Origin of the sequence: Devosia beringensis (assembly GCF_014926585.1) — a bacterium.
GTDB classification, from domain to species: domain Bacteria; phylum Pseudomonadota; class Alphaproteobacteria; order Rhizobiales; family Devosiaceae; genus Devosia; species Devosia beringensis.
Window position 1 is genome coordinate 326,464 of the sequence record NZ_CP045422.1, and the last position, 20,940, is coordinate 347,403.

Genomic DNA, 20,940 nt, shown 5'->3' on the forward strand with positions numbered 1-20,940 from the left:
TTCACCGTTCTTCATCGACCAGCTTGAACCGGCGCGACAAGCGCTTTAGGTTTTCCGACATTGTTCGTTGGCGAGGGAACAGATGGCAGGCACTGCTCAAAATATAGGCTTCATGCTGACCGAGCAGTTCTCGATGATCGCCTTCACGGCGGCGATCGAGCCGCTGCGCCTGGCCAACCGGGTCACCGGCAAGACCCTCTATCAGTGGCAGCTGCATTCGGCCGACGGCGTCACCGCGGAGGCCTCCAATGGGGTGCAGGTCAAGGTCGACCGTGCCTTCAAGGACGCCAGTGCGATGGATGCGGTGGTGGTCTGTTCGGGGGTCGAGGTGAAGCGGATCGACCATCGCGCCCTCATTACGGTGCTGCGCCGGCTGACGCGGTCCGGCGCCGCCGCCGGGGCGGTCTGTACGGGCGCCTATGTGCTGGCCAAGGCCGGCCTGCTCGAGGGCTACCGCTCGACCATCCACTGGGAAAACCGGCCCGGCATGCAGGTGGACTTTCCGGACCTCGAGATCGGCGAAGACCTGTTCGAAATCGACCGCGACCGCTTCACCTGCGCCGGCGGCGTGGCGGCGGCCGACATGATGCTCAGCCTGATCAAGCGCGACCACGGCGATCCGGTCTCCAAGGCCATCACCGACCAGTTGATCCATCACCGCATCCGCGATGCCGGCGAACGCCAGCGCATCGATCTGCGTACACGGCTGGGGGTGTCCCATCCCAAGCTGCTGCGCGTGGTCAGCCTGATGGAGCAGACCATCGACCACCCGCTGACCATGAGCCAGTTTGCCAAGAGCGTGGGGCTGTCCAACCGCCAGCTGGAGCGATTGTTCTGGAAGCATCTCGGGCATCCGCCGAGCCGGCACTATCTCAAGCTGCGGCTCGACCATGCTTGCCAGTTGCTGCGGCATACGGCGATACCGGTGCTGGAGGTGGCGGTGGCCTGTGGCTTCAACTCGGCGTCGTATTTCTCACAGAGCTATACGGAGTTTTTCGGGCACAGCCCGAGCGTCGAGCGCAAGGGCGCGGCGGTGGCAGCCTAGCGGGTCACGTCGCGCAGCTTCTGCATGATGGCCCAGCGCAATGCCGATTCACCGCGCGGCCGGGCCGCGAGGCGAATGCTGGAGACCACGGTGGTCAGGCAGGCGCCGATGCGGGCCGTCGCATCGAAATGCAGCAGCATGGTCACCGGGTCAAAGTCTGCGCGCGAAATCCTGATCAATCCCATTGCTGGCCTCCATGGTCTAGCAACGCAGAAAATCAGGCGAGAGTTGTACGCAAACTGAACGGCGAGCGGTTGCGGCCGTCACGATCGGGTGAGCAGTTGGGTGGCTGACTAGCGGTCCGAGGTTTGCCAGCGCGGGTTGATCCAGGGGACGTCGTTGTCCGCCGGCAGCATGGGCTTGCCCAGGATGTGGTCGGATGCCTTTTCGCCCACCATGATGGAGGGGCCGTTGAGATTGCCATTGGTGATGCGCGGGAAGATCGAGCTGTCGGCTACCCGCAGGCCATCGACGCCGATGACGCGCAGTTCGGGATCGACCACGGCCATGGGATCGCTGGCGCTGCCCATCCGGCAGGTGCCGCATGGGTGATAGGCGCTTTCGGCGTGGCGGCGGATATGGTCGTCAAGCTCGTCGTCGGTCTGGTAGGACTCCCCGGGCAGGATCTCCTTGCCCCGATAGGGGTCGAAGGCGGGCTGGCCGAAAATCTCGCGGGTAATGCGGATGCAGTGGCGGAAATCGGCCCAGTCCTGCGGCGCGGACATGTAGTTGAACTGGATGCGTGGCGGCTCTTTCGGATCTGGCGACCGCAATGTTACCGCGCCGCGCGAGGCCGAGCGCATGGGGCCGACATGGGCCTGGAAGCCATGGCCCTCGGCGGCGGCCTGGCCGTCATAGCGCACGGCGATGGGGATGAAGTGGAACTGGATATCGGGATATTTCACCCCTGCCCTGGAGCGGATGAAGGCGGCGCTCTCGAACTGGTTGGAGGCGCCCAGGCCTTTCTTGAAGAACAACCATTGCGCGCCGATCAGCGCCTTGCCGAGCAGATTCCAGTGCTTGTATAGCGTAATGGGCTGAATGGAGGCCTGCTGGATATAGAGCTCCATATGGTCCTGCAGGTTCGCCCCGACGCCGGGGCGGTCGGCCACCAGGGGAATGCCATGCGCGGCCAGCTGGGCGGCCGGGCCGATGCCCGAGAGCAGCAGGAGCTTTGGGGAATTGATCGATGACGCCGCGACGATGACCTCGCGCCGGGCCCTGACCACCTCGACCTGGCCGCCGCGCTCGATCTCGACGCCGACGGCACGGCCCTGCTCGATCACTATCCTGCGGGCCAAGCATTTGAGCAGCGTGAGATTGGCTCGTTTCAGCGCCGGCTTGAGATAAGCATTGGCGACCGACCAGCGCCGGCCCTGCCAGACCGTCTGCTCCATCGGGCCGAAGCCTTCCTGCTTTTCGCCATTATAGTCGTCGGTCAGTTCGAACCCGGCCTGCCGGCCGGCCTCGACAAAGGTCTTGAATAGGGGATTGTCCCGCTTGCCGCGCGTCACATGCAGCGGGCCGGCCTTACCGCGGCGATCCGGGTCGCCGCCATGGGGGCCTGCGTGCCAGTGTTCCATGCGCTTGAAATAGGGAACCACGTCGGCATAGCCCCAGCCGGTGGCGCCGCTTTGAGCCCAGTGGTCATAGTCCTCGGCATGACCGCGCACATAGACCATGCCATTGATCGAGGACGAGCCGCCGATCACCTTGCCGCGCGGCACGCCCAGGGTGCGGCCGCCCAGATGCGGCTCGGGCTCGGTGCGGAAGCCCCAGTCATAGCGCGGCATGTTCATCGGATAGCTCAGGGCCGCCGGCATCTGGATCAGCGGCCCGATATCGGAACCGCCGAATTCGAGCACGATGACAGAATGCTTGCCGTCTTCGCTCAGCCGCGCCGCCATGGCGCCGCCGGCCGAGCCCGATCCGATGATGACGAAATCAGCTTCCATGCCGAACGCTCCTAATAGGCGGCCGCAACGGGATTGCTGGCGACATAGACCGATTTGATCTGGCTGTAGTGATCGAGGGCGGCACGCGAGTTCTCGCGGCCGACGCCGGACAGCTTGACGCCGCCGAAGGGCGCCTCGACCGGGGTGATATTGTAGGTGTTGATCCAGCAGGTGCCGGCCTCGAGCCGGGCGATGACGCGGTGCGCCCGCGCCAGATCGGCGGTAAACACGCCGGCGGCAAGGCCGAATTCGGTGGCATTGGCGCGGGCGATGACATCGGCCTCGTCGGCAAAACCGAGCACGGCCATGACCGGCCCGAAGATTTCCTCGCGGGCAATGGTCATGTCGTCGGTGACGTCGGCAAAGACTGTCGGCTCGACATAGAAGCCCTCATTCTGGCTGGGCGGCACCCTGCCCCCGATCAGCAGCCTGGCGCCCTCGGCCTTGCCGGTCTCGATGAAGCCGAGCACCTTGTTGCGCTGAGCTTCGGAGACCAGCGGCCCGACCTGGGTTGCCGCGTCGAGCGGATCGCCGATAATGGCTGTGGCGGTGCGTGCGACCAGGCGCTTGAGGAAGGCGGGACGGATGGCGTCGTGTACGAAGACCCGGGTGCCATTGGAGCAGACCTGGCCGGAAGAGTAGAAATTGGCATTGATGGCGGCGCTGACGGCGCTGTCGAGATCGGCGTCATCAAAGATGATCAGCGGGCTCTTGCCGCCCAGCTCCATGGTGACGTGCTTCACGCCGGCAGCGGCGGCAGCATAAACCTTCTTGCCGGTCGGTACCGAGCCGGTCAGCGAGACCTTGGCCACACGGGGATCGGTCACCAAAGCGGCGCCGACATCGCCATAGCCCTGCACGACATTGAACAGGCCCGGCGGGGCGCCGGCCTCGATGAGGATTTCGGCCAGCTTGAGCGCGCCGAGCGGGGTCAGCTCGGAGGGCTTGAAGATCATAGAATTGCCGGCGGCCAGAGCCGGGGCAGCTTTCCAGCAGGCGATCTGGGTGGGGTAGTTCCAGGCGCCGATGCCGACGCAGACGCCGAGCGGTTCGCGGATGGTATAGACGAAGTCGCCGTCACCGACGGGCATGGTCTCGCCGGTCATGGTGGCGGCGAGACCGGCGAAATATTCGAGCGCATCGGCGCCCGAGGCGGCGTCCGCCACAAGGGTTTCCTGGATCGGCTTGCCGGTATCGAGGGTCTCGATCTCGCTGAGTTCCTGGTTGCGGGCGCGGATGATATCGGCCGCCTTGCGCAGCACGCGGCCACGCAGGACGGGCTTGAGCGCGCCCCATTCGCGTTGCGCCCTGACGGCGGAAGCCAGCGCCGCCTCGATGATCGAAGGCGTGGCGGAATGGAGACTCGCTATGACAACGTTCTTGGCCGGGAAGATGCTCAGAATCGACTGTCCTGCGACGTCTTCCACATAGCGGCCGTCGATGAAGTGGCTGGCGGTCGGCTGTACGTCGCGCATCATTCGCCCCTCGGGTAACGCTTGTTCTCTTCGAGCACATTGAGGTCCATGTGATTGCGCATGTAGCGCTCGGAGGCCTGCTGCAAGGGCTGGAAATCCCAAGGATAATAGGCGCCATTGCGCAAAGCGGCATAGACGACATGGCGCCGCGCCTGGCTGGCGCGGATGTCGGCGTCAAAGGCATCCAGATCCCAGATCTCCCGGGCCCTGGCCGCGAAACCGGCAAGCGTTTCGGCATGGGCGGGATCGCTGGCCAGATTGGTCAGCTCGTGCGGATCACGTGACAGATCAAACAGTTGAGTCGGATCGGCCGCGCATTCAATGTACTTCCACTTTCCCTCGCGTAGGCAGACCAAGGGGGCAATCGAGCCCTCGGCGGCATATTCGAGCAGCACGGGTGTCGTGCGGGCCACGCCATTGGCCAGCGGCAGCAAGGTCTCGCCATCGGTCCAGGGCGCGATCTTGTCGAGCGAAATGCCGGCCAGATCGCAAAGCGTGGGGGTCAGATCCATGGTGCTGACCGGGGTGTCGACGCGGCCTGCCGGCAGGCCGGGCGCGGCGATCATCAGCGGCACGCGCGCCGAGCCCTCGAGGAAGTTCATCTTGAACCACAGGCCGCGCTCGCCCAGCATGTCGCCATGGTCGGAGACGAAGACCACGATGGTATTGTCGACCTGGCGCGTGCCCTCCAGAGCCTGCAGAATTTCGCCAATCTTGTCATCCACATAGGAGATGTTGGCAAAATAGGCCCGGCGCGAGCGGCGCACGTCGTCGGCACTGATGTCGAGCCCGCGGAAGTCGCAGGCATCCATCAGGCGCTGCGCATGCGGGTCCTGATCTTCATAGGCGATGGGCGCCGTTTCCGGGTCGAGATGCGCGCAGTCCTCGTAGAGATCCCAGTATTTCCGGCGGGCGACATAGGGGTCGTGCGGATGGGTGAAGCTAACCGTCAGCATCCAGGGCCGCTCCTCGAGCCGGCGGCCGAGGTCGTAGATCTTGCGCGTGGCGTTGAAGGCGACTTCGTCGTCATATTCGAGCTGGTTGGTGATCTCGGCTATTCCGGCGCCCTTGACCGAGCCCAGATTGTGATACCACCAGTCGATGCGCTCGCCGGGCTTGTCATAGTCCGGGGTCCAGCCGAAATCGGCCGGGTAGATGTCGGTGGTCAGCCGCTCCTCGAAGCCATGCAGCTGGTCCGGGCCGACGAAGTGCATCTTGCCCGACAGCGTCGTGGCATAGCCGGCGGCGCGCAGGTGATGGGCATAGGTGGGAATGTCGGAGCCGAATTCGGCCGCATTGTCATAGACCCGGGTGCGATGCGGCAATTGCCCGGACATGAAGCTGGCCCGGCCCGGGGCGCAGAGCGGCGAGCCCGTATAGGCATTGGCAAAGCGGGCGGAGCGTTGCGCCAGCGCCTTGAGATGGGGCGCGTGCAGCCAGGGGACGGGGCCATCTGGAAACAGCGTGCCGCTGAGCTGGTCGACCATGATGATGAGGATGTTAGGCTGCGCGGACATGAATGCCTTTCCGGGCGAGGCTGAGTTCAAGATAGTCGAAAACCATGGCGCGCACTTCGGCCCGAGCCGGGGCGAAGTCCTGCAATGCATGGCGGATGTAGAAGCCGTCGATCAGCGCGGCGAGCCCCTGGGCCAGTGACTCGGCAGTCGCCGGGTCAACGAGTTGGCGCAGGTTGTATACCAGATTGGAGTGCAGCCGGCGCGCATAGACTTGCAGCAGCCGGCTGGCTTCGGGTGATTGCAACGCGCGGACATAAAAGGTAAGCCACGCCGCGACGACGTCCCGGTGAAACTGATCCGGGGCGAAACTGGCATCGATGATGGCGTCGATGCGCCCGATGGGCGAATCAATTCCGGCGCTGCGGCGGCGGACACTTGCACCATAGAGACGCAGGATGTGCCGCATTGCGGCGAGAAACATCTGGTCCTTGCTGCCAAAATAATGATGGGCCAACGCTGGCGACATACCTGCCCGACGGGCAATCTGGCTCACCGTGACGTCGAGGCTTCCAGCTTCGCCGATCTCGCTGATGGCCGCTTCCACCATGGCTTTTCGCCGGATTGCCTCTGCACCGATTTTTGGCATTTCAGGGGGGCTGCCCATAATTTAAGTTTACATTTGCGATTGTCTCGCTTTTGATTGAGCCGTCAATCAAGAAAAAGACTTCGCCTCACTTACCCGCAAACAGGAGACGACGGATTATGAGAAAGACCACCCTCACTCTGAGCAGTGCCTTGGCGCTGTCGCTGCTGGCGGGAACCGCTTTTGCAGCCGAATGCGATACCGTGATTTTTTCCGATGTGGGCTGGACCGACATCACCACCACCACCGCGACCACCAAGCACATTCTCGAAGCGCTGGGCTACGAAGTCGACGTGAAGGTACTGTCGGTGCCTGTGACCTATGCGTCGCTGGAAAGCGACGACGTCGACGTGTTTCTGGGCACCTGGCTGCCCGCGCAGCAGGGCGCCATCGGCCCCTATCTCGAGAGCGGTGAAGTCGAAAAGGTCGCCACCAACCTCGAAGGCACCAAGTATACGCTGGCCGTGCCCACCTATACCTATGACAAGGGTCTGACCGACTATTCCAAGATTGCCGAATTTGCCGAAACGCTCGACAGCACCATCTATGGCATCGAGCCGGGCAATGAGGGCAATGGCTACCTGATCAGCCTGGTCGATGCCGATACGCATGGCCTGGGCGGCTTCAAGGTGGTAGAAAGCTCGGAACAGGGCATGCTGGCCGAAGTGGAGCGGGCCGTGCGCGAGAGCAAGGACGTGGTGTTCCTGGGCTGGGAACCACACCCCATGAACGCCAAGTTCGACCTCAAATACCTGCCGGGCGGCGAGGACTTCTTCGGCGGTGAAGGCGTGGTCGATACCGTGACCCGCAAGGGCTATGCCGCCGAATGCCCCAATGTGGGCGCACTGCTGGCCAATCTGAAGTTCACCCTGCCCATGGAAAACGAGATCATGGGCAAGATCCTCAATGACGGCACCGATCCGGCCGACGCGACGATGGAATGGCTCAAGGCCAATCCGGAAACGGCTCTGGGCTGGGTCGAGGGTGTGACCACGCTCGATGGCGGCGATGGCGCCGCGGCCGTCCAGGCGATGCTGGGCAGCTAGAATTAGCCAGAGGGCCCGGTCGGCAACGACCGGGCCCTCGTGCTTTCGGGGAGATGAACCGTGGATTGGCTGACAGATTACAAGATTCCGGTGGGGCGCTGGGCGAGCGACTTCTTCATCCTGCTGCGCGATAATTTCCGCGGTGTGTTCGACGCCATGTCGGACGCCGCCGAGGCACTGATCGACGCCCTGCTGTGGATATTGCAGACGCCGCATCCGCTGATCATCGTCGCCATTTTCGTCGGTATCACCTGGTGGCTGCAGCGCAGCTGGACCACCTGCCTGATCACCCTGCTGGGCATGCTGTTCATCCTCAACCAGGGCTATTGGGAACAGACCACCGAGAGCCTGACGCTGGTGATTTCTGCCTGCGTGGTGTGCATGGCCATCGGCGTGCCAATCGGCATTGCCACGGCGCACCGGCCGCGGCTCTACCAGTTCCTGCAGCCGATCCTTGACCTGATGCAGACGCTGCCGACCTTCGTCTATCTCATTCCGGCCATCGTGTTCTTCGGCATCGGCATGGTGCCGGGGCTGATCGCCACGGTGATCTTCGTGCTGCCGGCGCCGATCCGCATGACGCATCTGGGCATATCATCGACGCCGCCGGCCCTGCTCGAGGCGGTGGAGGCCTTTGGCGGCACGCCGCACCAGAAGCTGTTCAAGGTCGAGCTGCCCTTCGCCCTGCCCCAGGTCATGGCGGGCCTGAACCAGACCATCATGCTGTCGCTGTCCATGGTGGTAGTTGCCGCACTGGTCGGGGCGGATGGTCTCGGGGTGCCGGTGGTGCGGGCACTCAATTCGGTCAATACCGCGCTCGGCTTCGAGAGCGGACTGGTGATCGTGGTCGTGGCCATCGTGCTCGACCGCATGCTGCGCATCCGGAAGGAATAGAGCGATGGACGACGCCGTCATCTTCGACAAGGTCAATATCGTCTTCGGCGCCCATCCGACCCTGGCGCTGCCGCTGATGGACGAGGGCAAGACGCGCCAGGAAATCCAGCAGGAGACGCGGCAGATCCTGGGCGTGCATGACTGCTCGCTGAGCGTCAAGAAGGGCGAGATCCTGGTGCTGATGGGCCTCTCGGGCTCGGGCAAATCGACCCTGCTGCGGGCGGTGAACGGGCTCAACCCGGTGGTGCGCGGCTCGGTCACCGTCATCGATCAGGGCCGGTCGGTCAATCCGGCCGCCTGTACGCGCGAGGAACTGCTGCAACTGCGGCGCAAGTCGGTGGCCATGGTGTTCCAGCAGTTCGGCCTCCTGCCCTGGCGCAGCGTACTCGACAATGTCGCGCTGGGCCTGGAACTCGATGGGCTGTCGAAATCGCAGCGCGAGGCCAAGGCGCGCGACCAGCTCGAGCTGGTGGGCCTGACCGATTGGGCGGACCGCAATGTGGGTCAGCTGTCGGGCGGCATGCAGCAGCGCGTCGGGCTGGCGCGGGCCTTTGCCACCGAAGCGCCGATCCTGCTGATGGACGAGCCCTTCTCGGCGCTCGATCCGCTGATCCGGTCGCGGCTGCAGGACGAGCTGCTCGAGCTGCAGGCCAAGCTCAAGCGCACCATCATCTTTGTCAGCCATGACCTCGACGAGGCGTTCAAGCTGGGCAATCGCATCGCGCTGATGGAGGGCGGGCGGATCGTGCAATGCGGCACGCCGCAGGAGATCATCGCCAATCCGGCCGATGACTATGTCGAAGATTTCGTGGCCCATATGAACCCGCTCAACGTGCTGCGCGCCATGGACATTATGTCGCCGCCGATCGGCAATGGCGAGAACGCAGTGGCGGCGGACAGTTCGCTGGCCGGGGTGATCGAGCAATTGTCTGCCGGCGCGCCATCGGTCTGCGTGCGCGGGGCAGACGGGCAGCTGGTGGGCAGCATCTTCAACGCCAACGTCGTGTTGGCGCTGCGGCGCAAGCCGGCGCGCGACAATGCCGGCGTGCACTGATCGGCAGCGCTTATTTCAGGTAGCCAGAGCATGACCCTTCCGGATCCGTCCGCCGCACTCGCCGCGCTGTTTGCCCGGCTTGGCATCACGCCCATCATGATCGAGCACCCGCCCGTGCATACGGTGGAGGAGGCCCTGCCCTACTGGTCAGCGCTGGAGGGCATGCATACCAAGAACCTGATGCTCAAGGGCGCCAAGGGCGGGCTGTGGCTGGTCTGCGTGCCGACCGACCGGCGCCTCGACCTCAAGGCGCTGGCGGCGCATCTGGGCGCCAAGAAGTTCTCCTTTGCCAGCGCGGAGACGCTGGATGCGGCTTTGGGCGTGGTCCAGGGCTCGGTGAGCCCACTGGCCCTGACCAACGACAAAGATCACGCTGTGCAGCTGGTGCTGGCCGCCGACATGATGGCGCAGCCCCGCATCACCTGTCACCCGCTGACCAATCTGGCGACGGTGTCGCTGAGCAGCGCCGAGCTGCTGCAGGTGCTGGACGCACTGGGCCACCGGCCGGAAATCGTCGACTTCGATGCGCTGGCGACGCCGGCAGGATGAGGTATCCGGCGGCCGGAGCCGCCGAGCACAGGGATCAGCCCTTGACGCCGGCCGAGAGCATGATGGCCTGGGTGACGCGGCGCTGGAAGATCAGGTACAGCACGGCCACCAGCAAGGCCGCCATCATGGCGCCGGCCAGTTCGCGGGCATATTGCACGCCAAAGGCGTCGTTGACCTGGGTGATGCCGACGGCAACGTTCATCATTTCCGGCTTGGATACGGCGAGGAACGGCCAGAGGAAGTTGTTCCAGGCGCCGATGAAGATGACGATGGACAGGGCAGTGGTGACGCCCCAGTTCATCGGCAGGTAGATGCGGCTGAAGATGCGCCATTCGCTGGCCGAGTCCATCATGGCGGCTTCGCGATATTCCTTGGGCACGGAGTCAAAGAAGTTCTTGTAGACGATGATCACCACGGGGTGGATCAGCTGGGGCAGGATGACGCCCATCCAGGTATTGATCAGCGACAGCTGCGCCATGAGGATGAAGTGGTTGACGATCAGGGCGGTGAGCGGAACCATGAAGCTGGCCAGGATCAGGTACCACAGCACGGTGCGGCCGGGAAAGCGGAGCTGGGACAGGGCATAGGCGGTGAGTGCGCTGGTGGCCAGGGTGATGACCGTGACGCCCAGCGAGGTCACCAGCGAGTTGATGTACCAGCGGCCGATCATGGTGTTGACCATGACATGCCAATAGGCCTCGATCGACCAGGTGCGCGGCAGGAATTCCACGGTGTCGGAAATGACCTGGGATTCCGGCTTGAGCGACGTCACCACGCCCCAATAGATCGGGAAGGCCCAGAGCAGGGCAAAGATCACCGTGATCGCGGTCAGGACCAGGCCGCCGATATCGAGCGACCGGCCGGTACCAAAGCGGGCTGGAGCGGCTGCCGCGGCGCGCGGGGTTTCAAGGACGCTCATTTCTCACCTCGCGCACGCAGGAACTGGAACTGCAGGATGGAAAAGACAATGACGATGACAAACAAAGCCACCGAGATCGCCGCGGCATAGCCGCCCTCGTTCTTCTGGAAGGCCTGGCTGTAGATATATTGCACCAGAACCATGGAGGGGTCGGGACGGCCACCCTGGACGAAGAGATAGACCTGATCGAAGATCTTGAGCTGCAGGATCAGCTGAATGGTCAGCACCAAAGCGGTGACCGGCCAGATCAGAGGCCAGGTGATGCGGCGGAAAATGGTCCAGCGATTGGCATTGTCGAGCGCCGCCGCCTCATAGATATCGGTCGAGATCGAGCGCAGCCCGGACAGGAAGAGCAGGATATTGAAGCCGCAAGTCCACCAGATGGTGACGAAGGCCACGGCCGGCATGAACATCCACTGGGTGCGGAAGACAGGCGTCTTCTCGCCAAATATCCAGGTCAGTGGATATTGCATGATGCCGAACTGCAAGTTGAACATCCAGTTCCAGATCCGGTAGACGACCGAAACCGGCAGGATATATGGCAGGAAGAACATGGCCAGGATGATGCTCTGCTGCCAGCCCTTGAGGCGCGACACCATCATGGCAATGGCCAGTCCGATCAGCGTATTGGGGACCACCGTCAGGGCGACGAAATAGGCGGTGTTGCGCACCGACGTCCAGAAGCGGCGGTCATCGAACATTTCGATGTAGTTTTCCAGCCCGATCCAGCTGCCGGGCCCGATCAGGGGTGCATCGGTGAAGCTGAGATAGACCATCTGCACGGTCGGCCACAGGAACAGCACGCCATAGGTCAGCACGAAGGGAAGAATGAGAAGATAGGCGACCACTACTTCGCGGCGTTGGTTCCTGATCATGGGTGCTCCGACCTTGATTGGGGGTCCGGCGGGGTTGAACCGCCGGACCAGTTGCGGAAGACTTAGTCAGCCTGGTCCTGCAGGTCGGCCTTCATCTCGTCGATGGCTTCCTGCGCACCCATTTCGCCATTCATGGCAGGGGCGATGTAGTTGGCCACGGCGTCGTAGACGGGCGAAGCCACACCGGCCAGGGTCGACTTGGGATCGAACACGGCGGTATCGGCCAGGACCGAATAGGTCGCATTGGGCTGCATGGTCTTGAACTCTTCGCTTTCGCGGGTCGGCGAATAGGCCGGGATATGACCGGCATTGGCCCAGGCGAGCGAGTTCTTGTTCATCCAGGAGATGACTTCGAGCACGGCGGCCTTCTTTTCGGGAGTGACTTCCTTTCCGACATTGGCGGGAATGGCAAAGCCATGCGAGTCAGCCCAGGTCGCGGGATGGTCGTAGAAGGTGGGGATGGCGATGGCGCCCCATTCAAAGCCCAGCTCGCCCTTGGCCGCCAGATCGGTCATGGTGGGGACTTCCCACACGCCATTCATGTGCAGCGCGGCCTGGCCGGAGGTAAACAGGGCCACCGAGCCTTCATATTCGGTCAGGGCTGGCGCGAGGCCGGCTTCGACCCAGCTGGCCATGGTTTCGACGGCCGCAACTGCCTTGGGAATGCTGTCATCGGGCAGGAAAGTGCCGTCTTCGCCGAGGAAGACGCCGTCCTGCTGGCCGAACAGCGAGTAGAAGACGCGCCATGGCGTGCCGTCACCCGAGGTCTGCAGCGAGAGGGCATATTCCGACCCGCCACGGAGCTTTTCGAGCGCGGCGGTGAAGTTGTCGACGCCGTCGAGGCCCATGGGCAGGCCGTCGTCGCCGAGCAGGCCGGCTTCAGCCAGCTTGTCCTTGTTGTAGTAGAGAATGATGGAGTGGATATCGAACGGCACGGCATACTGGATGCCATCGCGCTGACCGGCTTCCCAGTTGGCAGGCGCGAAGGTGTCGGGCCCGAGGCCGACGCTGGCCAGGTCGGCCGGATCGATCGGGGCGAGTGCGCCCGATTCAACGCCAAGCGGCACGCGCGACAGATGATAGGTCATCACGTCTGGGCCTTCGCCAATCGCCGCCGAGGTCTGCACCTTGGTGTAGAAGGGGGTACCCCATTCGAGCGTGGTGGCCTCGATGGTGATCTTGCCGGCATGTTCGGTATTGAACTGCTCGATCAGCGATTTCATGCGGACGCCGTCGCCGCCGCCCAGAAAGTCCCACCAAACCACATTTTCCTGGGCTTGCGCGGCACCGACCGACAGCAGTGCCGTCGACAGCAATGCGATCTTGAAAAGATTCTTCACGTTATCCTCCCTTGGGGTAAACCCCGCCGCCATTCCTTGGGCATAGCCTCCGCTGGCGAAGCAGAAGCGCCATAATCAGAAGCCGATTGCGGCCCTGAACTCCTCCTCAAGCCCGGTCCGAAGACAGGGCTCATACCGGCTCGACCATCAGCCCCCTTGTCAGGCGACGGCGTGATAGGCCTTGCCGGAATCGTCAAAAACCATGGCCGCGTGGCCATCGAGCGCGATGTGCACCGTCTCGCCCGGCTGGATCAGGCTGACGCCCTTGTCCTCGGCCACCAAAGTGGTGCCATCGGGCAGGCGCGTATAGACCAGCGTGCGCTCGCCGAGCCGCTCGACGACGTCGACCACGCCCTGGATGCCGGTGCCATCCTGGCTGATGCGTGCCGCTTCGGCGCGGATGCCGAAGGTCAGGCCCGTCGCGGGCAGCCCGGCAAAGGGCACGGCGGTCTGCACCGGCGGCTGGCCGGCAAAGGTGAAAGACGCCTTGCCGCCCATATCGGCGACGGCGGCGACCGGCACGAAATTCATCGCCGGCGAGCCAACGAAGCTGGCGACAAAGCGGGTGGCTGGACGCGCATAGACTTCCATGGGCGTGCCGATCTGCTCGATCTGGCGGTTGTTCATCACCACGATCCGGGTGGCCAGGGTCATGGCCTCGGTCTGATCATGCGTCACGAAGATCATGGTGGCCTTGATGCGGTGGTGCAGCTGGGCCAGTTCGAGCCGGGTGCGCACGCGCAGGCCAGCATCGAGATTGGACAGCGGCTCGTCTAGCAGGAAGGCCTTGGGATCGCGCACGATGGCGCGGCCGATGGCGACACGCTGGCGCTGCCCGCCGGACAGCTGGGCCGGCTTACGATCGAGCAGGTGTTCGATTTCGAGCATGCGGGCGGCATCGTCCACCCGCTGGGTGATCTCGGCCTTCGGCGTGCCGATATTCTGCAGCCCGAACGACATGTTGTCGCGCACCGTCATATGCGGATAGAGCGCATAGTTCTGGAACACCATGGCGACACCGCGCTCGCTGGGCGGCAGTTGATCAACCCGGCGACCGCCGAGGTGGATCTCGCCCTCGGTGACCTCTTCGAGGCCGGCGATCATGCGCAGCAGGGTCGACTTGCCGCAGCCCGAGGGCCCCAGGAAGACAATGAACTCACCGGACTCGATGTGCATGGACACCTTGTCCAGGACGTTCACCACGCCAAAGGACTTGCTGACCTGTTTCAGGACGATCTCGGACATAAATTTCCTCTCCCGGCGACGTTGATCACGCCACGTGCCGCCGGCTCGGGGTCGGGCCCCGGCCAGCAGTCATTTGTATTATTTTTCAGACGGATCGCTCGGGCAGTCAATCCCATTCAGCATCATAAAAGCGGATAAATATCGCAGAAGCTGCTATTGACGAAATGCCCAAAAATCGCCTGCCCCGTCAGTCGATCGGCGTGGGATCCTGCGCGGCCAGGCGCGCCTTGCGCCGGGCATTGTCAATCTGCTCGTGCGGCAGGGAGGCGGCCGGGAGCGTGGTGATGTCGTGGAAGGTGGCAAAGGGCAGCTTGGGTTCGCGGGCGGCGGTGAGCAGGCCGTTGACCTCCTGCTCGGTATCGGTGACCTGGGTATAGCAGTAGCCAGCGATATGGGGCATGGCGGCGATGGCGGTGAAGATGTCGCGCAGGCGCTCCTCGAACTCCTGCGGATCCGCCACGGTGGAATAGCCGTGCCACTTCTCGCCCTGCTTGGGCAGGTAGCTCAACCCGCCAAACTCGGTCAGCATGACCGGCGCATCACCCAGTTCGCGATCGCCCAGGACGATGCGGCGGCGCGCCGGCCCCATGCCGGTCAGCATGGCCTCGATATCGGCCTGATCATGGAAACGGCTGGTCAGCCCGGCGCCATCGGGGGCGTAATCGTGCACCGACCAGATATCGCTTTCGACCAGTTCCCAGCCGTCATTGGAAATGACGGGGCGGCTGGTGTCGAGCGCCTTGGTCAGATGATAGAGGGCGCTGGCATAATGGGCCTGGTCGGGCCGATCGGCGATCTGGGACACGCCCCAGCTTTCGTTGAGCGGGACCCAGGCGACGATGCAGGGATGGCTCTTGTCGCGCCGGATGGCCGCCATCCACTCCTTGGACAGGCGCTCGATGGCTGAGCTGGAAAAGGCGTAGGCGCTGGGCATTTCTTCCCAGACCAGCAGGCCGAGCACGTCGCACCAATAGAGGAAACGTGGATCCTCGATCTTTTGATGGATGCGCACGCCGTTAAAACCCATCTGCTTGATCAGTTCGACCTCGCGTCGCAGCGCATCCGGGCTTGGCGCGGCCAGGTGAGACTCCGGCCAGTAGTTCTGGCCCAGGATCATGCGCAGATAATAGGGAAGCCCGTTGAGCAGGAAGCGTTGCGCGCCGACGCCGACGCTGCGCAGGCCCAGATAGGTCTGCACCCGATCGGGCCGCTCCCCGCCCAGCACGACCTCGACATCGACGAGGTTGGGCTTTTCGGGCGTCCAGAGCAAGTAATCGCGATGCACGCCGTTCTCGAGCTGGGGCACCGGAATGTCGAAGCCGAGTTCGGCATCGTCGAGCAGCGTGGTCTGCTCGGCCAGCGGCTTGCCGCCGGCGCTGAGCCGGATGGTCACGGTTGTCGCGGCGGTCGGCACGGTATTGAGGCGGATGTCGCAGCGGACGCGGGCATGGGCGAGATCGGGGACGAGGTGAATATCGGTCAAGTACAGGTCAGGGACCACGCTCAGCCAGACCGGCTGCCAGATGCCGCTGGTGCGATGGTACCAGATGGAATGGGGCGCCTCGAGCCAGTCCTGCTTGCCACGCGGCATGCGGACATCCTGCGGCTGGTCCTCGGCGCGGACCACGACGACCTGCTCGCCCTGGCTCAGGGCGTGGGTGACATCCAGTGAGAAGGGGACGTGGCCGCCTTCATGGCTGCCGACGCACTGCCCGTTGACCCAGACCGTGGCGGCGTAATCGACGGCGCCGAAATTGAGCAGCAGCTTTTCGCCCGACTGTAGCGCCGGCGCGGTGAAAGCGCGGCGATACCAGATGACGGGATGAAAGCCGGTTTCGCGCAGGCCGGAGAGTTCGCTTTCGGGTGGGAAAGGCACCAGGATCTGCCGGTCGAAGACTTCCGGCCGCTGCCACCAGTTGCCCGCGACACCGGCATCGGCATCATCATGGGCAAAGCCCCATGAACCGCAAAGATCGATCCAGCCGTCGCGGCGGAATTGCGGATTGGGCGGAAGTGTGGTGTCAGCTTGGGTGATCGGCATCGTTCCTCCGGTTCAGCGCAAGCTCGTTGGTCGAGCTTTTGTCCCGCCTCGCGCCGGACTTGCTAAATTTGTTTAGCAAACTGATACAGGATCACGACCGTGTCAAGGATATCGCAGACCGGGAGGGCACATGAAAAAACGGGTGAAGATGGTGGACGTGGCGCGCGCCGCCAATGTGTCGCGCACCGCCGTGTCGCTGATTCTCAACCAGGTGCCCGGCATGCGCATCGCCGAGGTCACGCGGCAGCGGGTGCTGCAAGTGGCGCGGGAACTGGGCTACGATCCCGGGCCGCGGCTGGACGCGCTGGGACAGGCGCCAAGGCGGCTGTACGGCGTGCTGATCAACGAAATTTCGTCGGCCTATCCGATCGACCTGATCTACGGGCTGCAGGGCTGGGCCAATGCGCAGGGCCTGCAGGTCATCATCCAGGTATCGGATGGCACGCTCGACCGGGAACTCGCAGCACTGGACAATTTCAGCCGGTTCGGCGTCGAGGGCGTCGTCTATGCCAGCAGCTTTTCGGCCATCGCCACGCCGCCCGAGGCGCTCAATGCCTTTCGCCACGTGCTGCTCAACTGCCGGCGCGAGGACAGTTCCGGGCTGGCCGTGCTGCCGGCGGAACGCCATGGCGGCGCCGTGGCAGCGCAGCACCTGCTCGATATCGGCTGCCGGCGCATTGCCACCATTACCGGGGAGCCCTGGCAGTTTGCCAGCAAGGAGCGCCTGGCGGGCTACCACCGCACGCTCAACAAGGCCGGGCTCAACCTGGGCAAGGCCTATGAGCGGACCAGCGACTGGGGGCATGCCAGCGGCTATGATGCTGCACGGGAGCTGTTCGCGCTGGCCGAACCGCCCGATGCCATTTTCGGCCAGAACGACATCATCGTGCGCGGGGTGATGGCGGCGGCGCGGGAGGCCGGGCTGCGGGTGCCGGACGACCTGGCGGTTATCGGTTATGACGACCGCGAATTTGCCAAGGACCTCGAGATCAGCACCGTCACCTTGCCCTATGCGGAGATGGCCGAACGCGCGCTGGGAGAACTCGCCAGCGACCGGGCGCTCGGCGACAAGACGTTGTTCGTCGCGGGGGAACTGATCACACGGGCGACGACGCGACGACTGAATGTCGGCTGAGGGAGACGGCCCCTGCCCCGAAGATGGCGTGTGCGGTGCGGGGAAGTTGCAGATGGAGGCAAGCGCGCGAGCGCGTTCGACGAGCTTTAGCCCTACCCCACGGCGTTACGATCCCGCATTACGAGTGTCGTTCATCCATTGATTTCATTTAATGAGAGATTTGGCTGGGGAACCTGGATTCGAACCAAGATCGACGGAGTCAGAGTCCGCTGTTCTACCATTGAACTATTCCCCAGCAGGCCGTGACCGGCTGGCGCCGGAGACGGATCGTCCGGCGCGGGGTCTGCATAGACAATGCGGCGGGCAATTGCAAGCGGCTGCTCGGCTATTTGCAGCGGCTATTGCCGCGGGCCTGCAAGTGGCGACGGCGGCGTGGGGCGGCAAGGCCTTCACGGGCGGCGTGATGGGGCCGCGCCCGCGTGCCTGGCGGGGCCAGAAGGGCTATTATTGATTGCATCACAATCTGTGATAGACAGTAAAACCGCATCCATCCCGCCCGAAAGACCCCCGATGAGCCGCAATTTTCTGGTCGTTGATCCCGAAGAGAACATGGATGTGCTCAAGGGACTGGCCTCGCCGATCCGGGTCAAGATCCTCAAGCTGCTGCATGTCGAAGGGGCGATGAACGGCAATGACATTGCCGAGCGGCTGAGCCTGCCGCAGTCGACGGTGTCGACCAATATCGGGATCCTCGAAAGCGCCGGACTGATCCGCACCGAAACGCAGCGGGCACGCAAGGGCAACCAGAAGATCTGCCACTCGATGTTCGACGAGGTGATGGTGATGTTCAAGGAAGACATCAAGCCATTGCGGTCGAACACGATCGAAGTCGCCATGCCGCTGGGGCTCTATACCAGTTGCGAAGTCTCGGCGCCGTGCGGGCTGTGCTCGACCGATGGAATCATCGGGCTGCTCGACGTGCCCGACACGTTTCTTGATCCGGACCGGATGAAGGCGGGCCTGCTCTGGTTTACGCGCGGCTTTCTCGAATACCAGTTTCCCAACAATGCCAAGCTCAGCCAGACGCGAATCGAGGCGATGGAATTTTCCATGGAGCTCAGTTCGGAGGTGCCAGGCACCTCGGCGGACTGGCCGAGCGACATCACGCTGTCGGTCAATGGCACGGAAATCGGCACCTGGATGAGCCCGGGGGATTTCGGGGACAAGCGCGGCGTCTATACGCCGGACTGGTGGAAGCTCAAGGGCAGCCAGTATGGCAAGCTCAAGAGCTGGCGGGTGACGACGGACGGCACCTATGTCGACGGGATGAAGATATCCCCGCTATCGCTGGGTGACCTGGACCTTGCCAACCACCATTCGATCCGGCTGCGCATTGCCGTCAAGCCGGATGCCAAGCACCCTGGCGGCATCAATATTTTCGGACGCGGCTTCGGCAATTACGATCAGGAAATCATCATGCGGCTGCAGACCGAGCGCTGAGATTATCGATCATATTCACGGCACCTCCCCTTGCGTGATCCGTTCCGCTTCGTTTACAACGGGGCAACTGATATAAATCAGAAAAACGGGATCACTGGGAGGATAGAGTGAAAGCATCGGTCGTCGCGCATAAGGATTTTACGGTCAGCAAGATCGACGACCGGGTGTATGGGGCGTTTCTCGAACATCTCGGCCGCGCCATCTATGAGGGGATCTACGAGCCGGGCCACCCCACCGCCGATGCCGATGGCATGCGCGGTGACGTGGCCAAGCTGGTCAAGGACCTCAACGTGCCGGTAGTGCGCTATCCGGGCGGCAATTTCGTCTCCGCCTATAACTGGGAAGATGGCGTCGGGCCGCGCGAAGACCGCCCTACCCGGCTCGACCTGGCCTGGCACACGTCGGAGAGCAATGCCGTCGGCGTGCATGAATTTGCCGACTGGTGCGCAACGGTCGGCACGGAGATGATGCTGGCGGTGAACCTGGGGTCGCGCGGCGTCGACGAGGCGCGCAATTTCCTCGAATATTGCAACCATCCCGGCGGCACCTATTGGAGCGACCTGCGCATCAAGAATGGCCGCAAGGAACCGTTCAATGTCAGGATGTGGTGCCTGGGCAATGAAATGGACGGGCCCTGGCAGGTCGGCCACAAGGATGCCCATGAATATGGCAAGCTGGCCGCCAATACGGCGCGGGCCATGCGCATGTTCGATTCCAAGCTCGAACTGATCGTCTGCGGATCATCGAATTCGGATATGGCCAGCTATCCCGACTGGGAGCGCATCGTGCTCGAACATACCTATGAGCATGTCGACCATATCAGCCTGCACATGTATTTCGCCAATCGCGACGACAACACGCCCAACTATCTGGGCCTGGCGGAAAAACTCGACACCTATATCGAGACCGTCGCCGCGACCATCAAGCAGGTGAAGGCCAAGAAGAAGTCCAAGAAGGACGTGTTCATCTCCTTTGACGAATGGAATGTCTGGTACCATTCCAACAAGAAGGACCGGGAAATCCTGGACGGCAATAGCGGCTGGCCGGAAGCGCCGGGCCTGCTGGAAGACATCTACAATTTCGAAGACGTGCTGATGGTGGGGCTGATCCTCAACACCTTCATTCGCCGTTCCGACGTGGTCAAGATTGCCTGCATTGCCCAGCTTGTGAACGTCATCGCCCCGATCATGACGGAAAAGGGCGGCCCGGCCTGGGCGCAGACCATCTATTACCCCTACTATTTCGCCTCGGTCTTCGGTCGCGGCACGGCGCTGCAGCTGCGCACGAGTTCGCCCGGCTACGAGACGCCCCATGCCAAGGACACAGCCTTTGTGGACGTGTCGGGCGTGCATAATGAAGTCGAGGGGACGCTCAGCTTCTTCCTGGTCAACCGCCACAGCAGCGACAGCATCACCACCGAAGTCAGCCTGCAGGGCTTCGGCGCCGGCACGATCATCGATCACCAGGTGATGACCCATACCAACCTAAAGGCCGTCAATACGGCGGGCAAGCAGGACGAAGTGGCACCGCGCAAGGGCGATGGCGCCCGCATCGAGGGCGGCACGCTGACCGTGACCCTGCCGCCCTATTCGTACCAGATGGTGCGCGTGAAGGTTTAGGCGGACCGTCACATCCCATTGGATGTGACACCACCTATTCCGCCAAAATGCTAACAGACTGTCAGCATTGACAGTAACGCAATGCCGTCGGGAGGCGCATCAGCAATGGTGCGCCTCTCTGTTTTGTGTATCACGCTTTCAGATTCACATCACAATGCGCGTTGACATGAGGAGTCACCCCGTTAGTATGATTTTTAACGGCGCCGAA

Annotated in this window: 18 protein-coding genes and 1 tRNA gene; 8 read left to right on the forward strand and 11 right to left on the reverse strand. The window is 63.1% G+C overall.

Annotated elements, in window-relative coordinates; translation table 11 throughout:
* Positions 1–82: 82 nt before the first annotated feature.
* Positions 83–1,045, forward strand: a complete 963-nt coding sequence (locus GDR53_RS01690; RefSeq protein WP_232846697.1) for a GlxA family transcriptional regulator — start codon at positions 83–85, stop codon at positions 1,043–1,045.
* Here GDR53_RS01690 and GDR53_RS01695 read toward each other — a convergent pair.
* The 5 genes from GDR53_RS01695 to betI form a co-directional block, all read right to left on the reverse strand.
* Positions 1,042–1,230, reverse strand: a complete 189-nt coding sequence (locus tag GDR53_RS01695; protein WP_193336396.1) for a hypothetical protein — start codon at positions 1,228–1,230, stop codon at positions 1,042–1,044. The two genes, GDR53_RS01690 and GDR53_RS01695, sit on opposite strands and share 4 nt — an antisense overlap.
* A gap of 108 nt (positions 1,231–1,338) precedes the next feature.
* On the reverse strand, positions 1,339–3,000 hold the full coding sequence (betA, locus tag GDR53_RS01700; protein WP_210321380.1) for a choline dehydrogenase: 1,662 nt from the start codon (positions 2,998–3,000) through the stop codon (positions 1,339–1,341).
* An 11-nt stretch (positions 3,001–3,011) separates the two neighbouring features.
* A complete protein-coding gene (gene betB / locus GDR53_RS01705; RefSeq protein ID WP_193337917.1) occupies positions 3,012–4,475 on the reverse strand; it encodes a betaine-aldehyde dehydrogenase in 1,464 nt (487 codons plus the stop codon).
* The gene (gene betC, locus GDR53_RS01710; protein ID WP_193336397.1) at positions 4,475–5,992 is read right to left on the reverse strand and encodes a choline-sulfatase; all 1,518 of its coding nucleotides are present in this window, start codon (positions 5,990–5,992) and stop codon (positions 4,475–4,477) included. The genes betB and betC overlap by 1 nt, the downstream gene beginning before the upstream one ends.
* Positions 5,976–6,578: a transcriptional regulator BetI gene (betI, locus tag GDR53_RS01715; RefSeq protein ID WP_193336398.1), complete on the reverse strand. Its 603-nt coding sequence runs from the start codon at positions 6,576–6,578 to the stop codon at positions 5,976–5,978. Before betI ends, betC begins: the two co-directional genes overlap by 17 nt.
* Positions 6,579–6,694: 116 nt before the next feature.
* On the opposite strand from betI, the gene choX reads away from it, so the two are divergent.
* The 4 genes from choX to GDR53_RS01735 are packed head-to-tail and all read left to right on the forward strand — an operon-like array spanning position 6,695 to position 10,118.
* On the forward strand, positions 6,695–7,621 hold the full coding sequence (gene choX, locus GDR53_RS01720; protein WP_193336399.1) for a choline ABC transporter substrate-binding protein: 927 nt from the start codon (positions 6,695–6,697) through the stop codon (positions 7,619–7,621).
* Positions 7,622–7,681: 60 nt separating this feature from the next.
* Positions 7,682–8,515 carry a choline ABC transporter permease subunit gene (gene choW / locus GDR53_RS01725; protein WP_193336400.1) on the forward strand — a complete coding sequence of 278 codons (834 nt, stop codon included), beginning with the start codon at positions 7,682–7,684 and terminating at the stop codon, positions 8,513–8,515.
* Between the two features lie 4 nt (positions 8,516–8,519).
* Entirely contained in the window at positions 8,520–9,569 is a 1,050-nt protein-coding gene (gene choV, locus GDR53_RS01730) for a choline ABC transporter ATP-binding protein (RefSeq protein ID WP_193336401.1), read from the forward strand.
* Positions 9,570–9,599: 30 nt separating this feature from the next.
* Positions 9,600–10,118, forward strand: a complete 519-nt coding sequence (locus GDR53_RS01735; RefSeq protein ID WP_193336402.1) for a prolyl-tRNA synthetase associated domain-containing protein — start codon at positions 9,600–9,602, stop codon at positions 10,116–10,118.
* 34 nt (positions 10,119–10,152) lie between these two features.
* Here the strand turns inward: GDR53_RS01735 and GDR53_RS01740 are convergent, their stop codons facing one another.
* From GDR53_RS01740 to GDR53_RS01760, 5 genes are all read right to left on the reverse strand, one after another.
* Complete coding sequence (locus GDR53_RS01740; protein ID WP_193336403.1) at positions 10,153–11,037, reverse strand: carbohydrate ABC transporter permease; 885 nt, start codon at positions 11,035–11,037, stop codon at positions 10,153–10,155.
* Positions 11,034–11,912: a carbohydrate ABC transporter permease gene (locus GDR53_RS01745; RefSeq protein ID WP_193336404.1), complete on the reverse strand. Its 879-nt coding sequence runs from the start codon at positions 11,910–11,912 to the stop codon at positions 11,034–11,036. The genes GDR53_RS01740 and GDR53_RS01745 overlap by 4 nt, the downstream gene beginning before the upstream one ends.
* A 62-nt stretch (positions 11,913–11,974) precedes the next feature.
* A complete protein-coding gene (locus GDR53_RS01750) occupies positions 11,975–13,252 on the reverse strand; it encodes an extracellular solute-binding protein (protein ID WP_193336405.1) in 1,278 nt (425 codons plus the stop codon).
* A 159-nt stretch (positions 13,253–13,411) separates the two neighbouring features.
* Positions 13,412–14,497: an ABC transporter ATP-binding protein gene (locus GDR53_RS01755; RefSeq protein ID WP_193336406.1), complete on the reverse strand. Its 1,086-nt coding sequence runs from the start codon at positions 14,495–14,497 to the stop codon at positions 13,412–13,414.
* Between the two features lie 187 nt (positions 14,498–14,684).
* Entirely contained in the window at positions 14,685–16,538 is a 1,854-nt protein-coding gene (locus tag GDR53_RS01760; protein WP_193336407.1) for a glycoside hydrolase family 2 protein, read from the reverse strand.
* A gap of 130 nt (positions 16,539–16,668) precedes the next feature.
* Between GDR53_RS01760 and GDR53_RS01765 the strand changes: the two genes are divergently transcribed.
* Positions 16,669–17,673: a LacI family DNA-binding transcriptional regulator gene (locus tag GDR53_RS01765; RefSeq protein ID WP_193336408.1), complete on the forward strand. Its 1,005-nt coding sequence runs from the start codon at positions 16,669–16,671 to the stop codon at positions 17,671–17,673.
* Between the two features lie 161 nt (positions 17,674–17,834).
* Here the strand turns inward: GDR53_RS01765 and GDR53_RS01770 are convergent.
* Positions 17,835–17,908, reverse strand: a tRNA-Gln gene (locus GDR53_RS01770).
* A 275-nt stretch (positions 17,909–18,183) separates the two neighbouring features.
* Here GDR53_RS01770 and GDR53_RS01775 point away from each other — a divergent pair.
* Together GDR53_RS01775 and arfA are read left to right on the forward strand one after the other, a co-directional pair.
* Positions 18,184–19,113: an ArsR/SmtB family transcription factor gene (locus GDR53_RS01775; RefSeq protein ID WP_193336409.1), complete on the forward strand. Its 930-nt coding sequence runs from the start codon at positions 18,184–18,186 to the stop codon at positions 19,111–19,113.
* 107 nt (positions 19,114–19,220) lie between these two features.
* Positions 19,221–20,732, forward strand: a complete 1,512-nt coding sequence (arfA, locus tag GDR53_RS01780; RefSeq protein ID WP_193336410.1) for an arabinosylfuranosidase ArfA — start codon at positions 19,221–19,223, stop codon at positions 20,730–20,732.
* The last annotated feature ends 208 nt before the right edge of the window (positions 20,733–20,940 follow it).